This window comes from Duncaniella sp., assembly GCF_029054785.1.
GTDB lineage: Bacteria > Bacteroidota > Bacteroidia > Bacteroidales > Muribaculaceae > Duncaniella.
This window is the reverse complement of sequence record NZ_JAIDEN010000168.1, coordinates 1-4,282: the sequence shown is the minus strand read 5'-3', so window position 1 is coordinate 4,282 and position 4,282 is coordinate 1. Positions and strand designations below refer to the sequence as shown.

Annotated in this window: 5 protein-coding genes; 1 reads left to right on the top strand and 4 read right to left on the bottom strand. The window is 54.9% G+C overall.

Going from position 1 to position 4,282, the window contains the following annotated elements:
- The 3 genes from ffh to panC all read right to left on the bottom strand — a co-directional run.
- On the bottom strand, positions 1-1,014 hold a 1,014-nt coding region (ffh, locus tag K2H17_RS10390), incomplete at its 3' end, for a signal recognition particle protein (protein ID WP_300134510.1).
- 24 nt (positions 1,015-1,038) lie between these two features.
- Positions 1,039-1,389, bottom strand: a complete 351-nt coding sequence (gene panD / locus K2H17_RS10385) for an aspartate 1-decarboxylase (RefSeq protein WP_107031011.1) — start codon at positions 1,387-1,389, stop codon at positions 1,039-1,041.
- Positions 1,386-2,234, bottom strand: a complete 849-nt coding sequence (gene panC, locus K2H17_RS10380) for a pantoate--beta-alanine ligase (protein WP_300134506.1) — start codon at positions 2,232-2,234, stop codon at positions 1,386-1,388. The genes panD and panC overlap by 4 nt, the downstream gene beginning before the upstream one ends.
- 183 nt (positions 2,235-2,417) lie before the next feature.
- On the opposite strand from panC, the gene recR reads away from it, so the two are divergent.
- Positions 2,418-3,044, top strand: coding sequence for a recombination mediator RecR (gene recR, locus K2H17_RS10375; RefSeq protein ID WP_300134512.1), 627 nt, complete (start codon positions 2,418-2,420; stop codon positions 3,042-3,044).
- A 613-nt stretch (positions 3,045-3,657) separates the two neighbouring features.
- Here the strand turns inward: recR and K2H17_RS10370 are convergent.
- Positions 3,658-4,282: GNAT family N-acetyltransferase (locus K2H17_RS10370; RefSeq protein WP_300134504.1), on the bottom strand; the 625-nt coding region annotated here is incomplete at its 5' end.

Genomic DNA, 4,282 nt, shown 5'->3' with positions numbered 1-4,282 from the left:
CTGCTGGATCTGCTGGAGGAAGTCGTTGAAGTTGAACTGGTTTTTGGCGATCTTGCGCTGGAGCTCGCGGGCCTGCTTTTCGTCATAGGCGTTCTGGGCCTTTTCGACGAGAGAGACGATGTCACCCATGCCGAGGATACGGTCGGCCATACGCGAGGGGTGGAAGAGGTCGAGCGCGTCGAGCTTTTCGCCTGTACCTACGAACTTGATCGGTTTGGTGACCACGGTGCGGATCGAAAGTGCCGCACCGCCGCGGGTGTCACCGTCGAGCTTGGTGAGGACCACGCCGTCGAAGTCAAGACGGTCGTTGAACTCTTTGGCGGTGTTGACTGCGTCCTGACCGGTCATCGAGTCGACAACGAAGAGTGTCTCCTGAGGTTTGACAGCTTTCTTGATGGCCGCGATTTCCTGCATCATCTGTTCGTCGACGGCAAGACGGCCTGCGGTGTCGATGATCACCAGGTCAAGATGGTTGGCCTTGGCGTGGCGGATGGCGTTTTCAGCGATCTCTACCGGATTCTTGTTGCCGTCTTCGGTGTAGACGGGGACATCGATCTGTCCGGCGAGAACTTTCAGCTGGTCGATAGCTGCGGGACGGTAGACGTCACAGGCAACGAGCAGCGGACGTTTGCCCTGCTCTGATTTGAGCTTGCGGGCGAGCTTGCCGCTGAATGTGGTTTTACCCGAACCCTGAAGACCCGACATGAGGATGACGGTCGGATTGCCCGACAGATTGACCTGGGCGGTTTCGCCTCCCATGAGTCTCGCCAGCTCGTCGTGGACGATCTTGACCATGAGTTCGCCGGGCTTGATGGCGGTGATCACGTTCATGCCCAGGGCTTTGGCTTTCACCTCGTCGGTAAACTGCTTGGCTACTTTGAAGTTGACGTCGGCTTCGAGGAGCGCACGGCGCACGTCCTTAAGGGTTTCGGCTACGTTTATCTCGGTGATTTTACCTTCACCTTTGAGTATCTTGAAACTTCTTTCAAGTCTTTCGCTTAGATTTTCAAACACGTTGGAGTGGCGGGGATTGAGGGTTTATAAAAGTTTGTTGGTACGGGTGTCGGGGAAGAGCACCACCGGTTTGTGGGTGCGGGCTTCCTCCGGGGTCATCTGCGCGTAGCACATGATGATAACAACGTCGCCCACCTGCACTTTGCGGGCAGCGGCACCGTTGAGGCAGATCACGCCTGATCCGGGTTCGCCGGCAATCGCGTAGGTGTCAAAACGTTCGCCGTTGTTGTTGTCGACAATATAGACTCTTTCGCCGGGGAAAATGCCGGCGGCTTCCATCAGCTGGCTGTCGATAGTGATGCTTCCGATGTAGTCAAGCCGTGCTTCTGTCACGGTGACACGATGGATCTTGCACTTGAGTAGTTCGAGTGTCATTTCCTTGCGGGGTATTTTATGTTGTCGATCAGACGGACTTCGCCGCAGAACACTGTGGCGCATCCTACCGGGCTTTCCGATTCTTCCCAGTCAGCGATAGGCTGCATGGTCAGGGCGTCGACAATTTCGTAATATTCTACTTTCAGATGAGGCAGAGAGTTGAGTTCGTCGATGACATAGCGTTTGGTCTGCTCGACGCTGTGGTCGCGCGCCCATGAGAGACTCCCTTCGAGGGTGCGGTGGATGGCGGGGGCTATGGCGCGTTCTTCCCGGCTGAGACGCACGTTGCGCGAACTCATTGCCAGGCCGTCGGCCTCGCGTTTGATCGGGCAGTCAACTATTTCGAGGTCGAAACCTTCAAGTTCTACCATTCTGCGGATCACGGCGATCTGCTGGAAGTCCTTCTCTCCGAAATAGGCGCGGGTGGGGCGGGTGAAATCGAAGAGCTTGCTGACAATCTGGGCCACACCGTTGAAATGGCCGGGACGCATGGCGCCTTCCATCACTTCGGCCACAGGACCGAGGTCAAACACGCGGTTGTCGGCCTGCGGATAGATCTCTTCTACCGTGGGGATGAAGGCAAAGTCCACTCCTGCGCCGCTCATCAGCGAGCAGTCGGCTTCCTCGGTGCGGGGATAGGTCGCGAGGTCCGTGGGGTTGTTGAACTGTGTCGGGTTTACAAACACGCTGACCACCACGAAATCGTTTTCGCGGCGCGCGCGCTCTATGAGTGACAGATGGCCGGCGTGAAGAGCCCCCATTGTGGGGACAAGGCCTATGCTGCCTGCCTGGCGGGCGTTGTCGAGCTTGGCTTTTAATTCTGCTACCGTGCGAATTATTTCCATTTCTTTCTGTTATGTCTGAAATTTCAGAGTGCAAAATTACACATTATGTATTAAATTTCCCAAAAAAGTTTGCAGGTTTCGGTTTTATGATGGCGATTGCAGGGGAATTTTTGTAATTTTGAAGTGAATTTCAAACAACCTTCCGGAAGTTTCACCAAGGCTTCCGGCTCATCAGGTCTGCCAATGCAACAGGAATTTGCCTCAAAACTCCTTGAAGGAGCCGTCACCGAACTCTCGCGTCTGCCCGGCATCGGGCGGAAAACCGCTCTGCGTCTTGCTCTTCACATTCTGCGCTGCGACGAGTCGGCAGGTGTGGCTCTTGGTGAGTCTATAATAAATATGAGGCGCGGTGTCCGCTACTGTTCGCTATGCCACAACATTTCGGAGACGCAGGTCTGTCCCGTCTGTTCCGACAGTCGCCGTGACCGCTCTACCCTCTGTGTGGTCGAAAGCGTCAAGGATGTGATGAGTTTCGAGAATACCAGGCAGTACGGAGGTCTTTACCATGTGCTTGGAGGAGTGATCTCACCGATGGACGGTGTAGGTCCTGACCAGCTTGAGATCGACTCCCTTGTCGAGAGAGTCGCTTCCGGAGAGATCCGGGAGGTCATTCTTGCTCTGAGCGCCACGATGGAAGGGGAGACCACCAACTTCTACCTTTACCGCCGCCTGGCTCCCTACGCCGACGTGCGCATCACCCAGCTTGCGCGAGGAGTTTCCGTCGGCAACGAGATCGAGTTCACCGACGAGATCACCCTTGGGCGCTCGCTCATCAACCGCACACTCTTTTCCGACTCCATCCGCCGCTGATCCCTTTTCGGAGCCGCAAAAATCCAAAGCCTGCTCCACCGATCCGCCCTCGGTCACACCGGCAGCATCAGCCTTTTCAAGCCCCTTAAGCTCCTCTGTCGCATCAGCAGCCATCGCCGCATCCTCCTTCCCCTCATTCGCAGAACTCCCAGTACTCTCAGTTCTCCCAGTGCTCTCATAATCCCCAAAGCTCCCAGCCTCCCCAAAACTCCCAGCTTTCTCAAGAGCCTCTTTCCTGGCCTTTCTCTCCTGCGCCCTTCTGCGAGCGGCAGCAGAGCGCTCCACGGCCTTGTCAATGTCGCGGCGCACCATTATGAACACAATGCGTTCGATTTCCTCAACATAGCATGAGGGCTTCGTCCCGTAGGCCAGATAATTATCCACATCCCTCATGACCGGATAATGCCAACTGGTTTTGTAGCCCATTTCTCCAAGACAGTTGATGACATGGTCTCTCAGCCCGTCATAAAATTTCTTGGAAACAGGTTTTGTCCACTCCTCTTTTTTCTTTCTGTTGTTTGTGTTGTTTTCCATATACATGCGTGACTTTCGTGTTTGTCACGCAAAGATACAGCCGCCCGACCCTCTTTTTAGTGCGATAATGCGGAGAGCGTCATAAAAATTTCTGACAGATATATGCGTCGGAATACCGACCGCCGGCTTGAAGCCACGATTTGAGTCGCCCGCAGATTTTGAATCCCGCCTTTTCGAAAAGCTGCCGCGACGCTCTATTCTCCTCGCCGACAATGCAGTAGAGCTGATGGAGCGAGAGGCGCGAGCGGCAATATCCGGCGGCAAGCTCAAGAACGCGAAGCCCGTAGCCCGAACGGCGGAATTCCGCAGCGATCAGTATGCCGACCCCGCAGCGCGAGTTGGCCGGATCGAAATCATAGAGATCGAGAGTCCCTATTGTCATGACTTTCCCGTCAGGCAGACTCAGGTCTATCATCAGCCTCAGCTGACGGGCGCTGTAAATGTCTCCGTCATAGTTGTTGACGTAGTCCCAGAGCTGCTTGCGCGAGTAGGGCGCAAGAGTGAGGCCGACACCCCATACCGCCGGGTCATTTTCCCAGCGGTAGAGAGTGTCGACATCTATGGGTTCCAGTGCGCGGAGGCTTATGGTTCCGTCTGTAAGCATTTCTGCTGAAGATATTCTTAGAGGTTGTTTAATAACAATAGTTAAAATCTGAGCGAAAGTATTGAGGTGGATATGGCTCTGAATTGAAGGAGCATAGCGA